The organism is Phaeodactylibacter xiamenensis, from assembly GCF_000759025.1.
Lineage (GTDB): Bacteria > Bacteroidota > Bacteroidia > Chitinophagales > Saprospiraceae > Phaeodactylibacter > Phaeodactylibacter xiamenensis.
On sequence record NZ_JPOS01000056.1, the window covers coordinates 1 to 4,299 of the forward strand.

A 4,299-nucleotide genomic window follows, 5' to 3' on the forward strand; every position below is an offset into this window, starting at 1 on the left:
CGACGGCGATTCGGACGTTTTATCGGCGTCAGAGGCAAGTGATAATGATAAGGTAGTATGGTATGAGAACGACGGCAGCGGCAATTTTAGCGGGCAGCAAATCATCACTACCCTAGTGGATCATGCAAGTTTTGTATACGCTATGGATTTGGATGGGGATGGTGATGCGGATGTATTATCGGCCTCTTCTCTTGATAATAAGATAGCGTGGTACGAGAATGACGGCAGCGGCAATTTTGGCGCGCAGCAGGTCATAACGACATCAGCGGAAGGTGCCAGGTCCGTATACGCCATGGATTTGGACGGTGATGGCGACGCGGATGTATTATCGGCCTCTTTGTTTGATGATAAGATAGCGTGGTACGAGAATGACGGCAGCGGCAATTTTGGTGCGCAGCAGGTCATAACAACATCAGTGGGTTATGCTGAGTCAGTGTACGCCACGGATTTGGACGGCGATGGTGATTCGGACGTTATATCGGCTTCTGATTTTGATCACGTGATAGCGTGGCACGAGAATGATTGTGTTGGCCCCGTACCAAGCACCTGCTCCGATGGCATCCAAAACGGCGATGAGGAGGGTATAGACTGTGGTGGGACTGACTGTACTCCCTGTATTATCTTTTACGCAGATAGCGATGCCGATACGTACGGAGATATAAACATCTCCATTTTAGCAGCCACAGCACCGGCTGGCTATGTAACAGACGATACAGACTGTGACGATTTGGACGCAAATGAGTATCCCGGTCAAACTTGGTACATTGATATGGATGGCGATGGTTATAGTGCTGGGGTTCCCTTCGAGCAATGTGAACGCCCTTTGAATGGGTATATTTTATCCGAACTAAATGGTACGGATGATTGTGACGACACAGATGCTAACGCTAATATCGGTCAGACTTGTTCTTTTACTTGCTCCGACGGCATCCAAAACGGCGATGAGACCGGCGTAGACTGCGGCGGAAGCAATTGCCCACCCTGTCCTTGTGCCGCCCCAGGCTTTACGTCTTCCATCATCACAACCTCAGCGGATGGTGCTTGGTCGGTATATGCGGAGGACCTTGACGGTGATGGGGATGCCGACGTATTATCGGCTTCCCTCAGTGATAATAAGATAGCGTGGTATGAAAATCACGGGCTCGGCAATTTTAGTGCACAGCAGGTCATCACAACCTCAGCGGATGGTGCCTCATCGGTATACGCAGAGGACCTTGACGGTGATGGGGATGCTGACGTATTATCGGCTTCCGGTGATGATAATAAGATAGCGTGGTATGAAAATGACGGGAACGGCAACTTTAGTGCACAGCAGGTCATCACAACCTCAGCGGAAGGTGCCAGTTCCGTATACGCCATGGATTTGGACGGTGATGGCGACGCGGATGTATTATCGGCTTCCCTCAGTGATAATAAGATCGCGTGGTATGAAAATGACGGGAATGGCAACTTTAGTGCACAGCAGGTCATTACAACCTCAACAATTGGTGCTAGGTCGGTATACGCAGAGGACCTTGACGGTGATGGGGATGCCGACGTTTTATCGGCTTCCATTTTTGATGATGAAATCGCGTGGTACGAAAATGACGGGGATGGCAATTTTAGTGCACAGCAGGTCATCACAACCTCAGCAGATGGTGCCGGATCGGTATACGCAGAGGACCTTGATGATGATGGTGATGCCGACGTTTTATCAGCTTCTTCCGATAAGATCGCGTGGTACGAAAATGACGGGGACGGCAATTTTAGTGCGCAGCAGGTCATCACGACCTCAACAGATGATGCCACGTCGGTATACGCAGAGGACCTTGACGGTGATGGGGATGCCGACGTTCTATCGGCTTCCCTGCTTGATAGTAAGATCGCGTGGTACGAAAATGATGGGGACGGCAATTTTAGTGCGCAGCAGGTCATAACGACATCAGCGGATCGTGCTTGGTCCGTATACGCCATGGATTTGGACGGTGATGGGTATGCCGACGTATTATCGGCTTCCGAATTTGATAATAAGATCGCGTGGTATGAAAATGACTGCGCTTCTGTGGCTACCTGCTCCGATGGCATCCAAAACGGCGATGAGGAGGGTATAGACTGTGGTGGGACGGACTGTACTCCCTGTATTACTTTTTACGCAGATAGCGATGCCGATACGTACGGAGATGTAAACATCTCCATTTTAGCAGCCACAGCACCGGCTGGCTATGTAACAGACAATACAGACTGTGACGATTCGGACGCAAATGAGTATCCCGGTCAAACTTGGTACATTGATATGGATGGCGATGGTTATAGTGCAGGGGTTCCCTTCGAGCAATGTGAACGCCCTTTGAATGGGTATATTTTATCCGAACTAAATGGTACGGATGATTGTGACGACACAGATGCTAACGCTAATATCGGTCAGACTTGTTTCTCTACTTGCTCTGATGGCATCCAAAACGGAGATGAAACGGGTATAGACTGCGGAGGTTCTAGTTGCCCACCCTGTGCTGTGCCTTGTGCCGATCCGGGCTTTACGTCCAATACCATAACCACAGCGGCAGCGAGCGCCAGCTCCGTATTCGCCATGGATTTGGACGGTGATGGTGATGCGGACGTTTTATCGGCTTCTCAAGTTGATGACAAGATAGCGTGGTACGAGAATGATGGCAGCGGTAATTTTGGTACGCAGCAGGTCATAACGACATCAGCGGATCGTGCCCAGTCCGTATACGCCACGGATTTGGACGGTGATGGAGATGCGGATGTATTATCGGCTTCTGTAACTGATGATAAGATAGCGTGGTACGAGAATGACGGCAGCGGTAATTTTGGTGCGCAGCAAGTCATAACAATAATTACCACTAATGCTAATTCCGTATACGCTGTAGATTTGGACGGTGATGGCGACGCGGATGTATTATCGGCCTCTGAGTTTGATGATAAGATAGCATGGTACGAGAATGACGGCAGCGGCAATTTTGGTGCGCAGCAGGTCATAACGACATCAGCGAATGGTGCCAGTTCCGTATACGCTGTAGATTTGGACGGTGATGGTGATGCGGACGTTTTATCGGCTTCTCAATTTGATGACAAGATAGCGTGGTACGAGAATGATGGCAGCGGTAATTTTGGTACGCAGCAGGTCATAACGACATCAGCGGATGCTGCCAGGTCCGTATACGCCACGGATTTGGACGGTGATGGCGACGCGGATGTATTATCGGCCTCATTAAATGATGATAAGATAGCGTGGTACAAGAATGACGGCAGCGGCAATTTTGGTGCGCAGCAGGTCATAACGACATCAGTGGATGGTGCCATTTCCGTATACGCCATGGATTTGGACGGTGATGGCGACGCGGATGTATTATCGGCCTCATTAGTTGATGATAAGATAGCGTGGTACGAGAATGACGGCAGCGGCAATTTTGGTGCGCAGCAGGTCATAACGACATCAGCGGATCGTGCCCAGTCCGTATACGCCACGGATTTGGACGGTGATGGAGATGCGGATGTATTATCGGCTTCTGTAACTGATGATAAGATAGCGTGGTACGAGAATGACGGCAGCGGTAATTTTGGTGCGCAGCAAGTCATAACAATAATTACCACTAATGCTAATTCCGTATACGCTGTAGATTTGGACGGTGATGGCGACGCGGATGTATTATCGGCCTCTGAGTTTGATGATAAGATAGCATGGTACAAGAATGACGGCAGCGGCAATTTTGGTGCGCAGCAGGTCATAACGACATCAGTGGATGGTGCCATTTCCGTATACGCCATGGATTTGGACGGTGATGGCGACGCGGATGTATTATCGGCCTCATTAGTTGATGATAAGATAGCGTGGTACGAGAATGACGGCAGCGGCAATTTTGGTGCGCAGCAGGTCATAACGACATCAGCGGATTATGCTTGGTCCGTATACGCCATGGATTTGGACGGTGATGGCGACGCGGATGTATTATCGGCCTCTAATTTTGATAATAAGATAGCGTGGTATGAGAATGACTGTGTAGGAACCTGCCCCACACCAGAAAACATAACGATAACTTATGATTGTGGCGGAGAGGTTGTCCTGCATTGGGACATTACCGACCCGGATACGCTGGTCCAACCCTATACCGTGGTGCTGGATACCAATGGTCAGGAGTTCACCAGTTATACCGGTCTTACTACATCTGAATTAACGATCCCTGCCGGTACCCTTCAGCCAGGGACAGATTATGAGTACACCATTACAAGTAGCTGCGGGGCCAACACTACAGGCGTTATTGACGGCACAGAGATCAGAGATCCATTACCGGAGATCAT

At 49.7% G+C, this 4,299-nt stretch carries 1 protein-coding gene; it reads left to right on the plus strand.

The features are described 5' to 3' along the window. Positions 1–4,299 (plus strand): FG-GAP repeat domain-containing protein (locus IX84_RS18345; protein ID WP_044224045.1); only part of this gene is annotated, 4,299 nt, incomplete at both ends.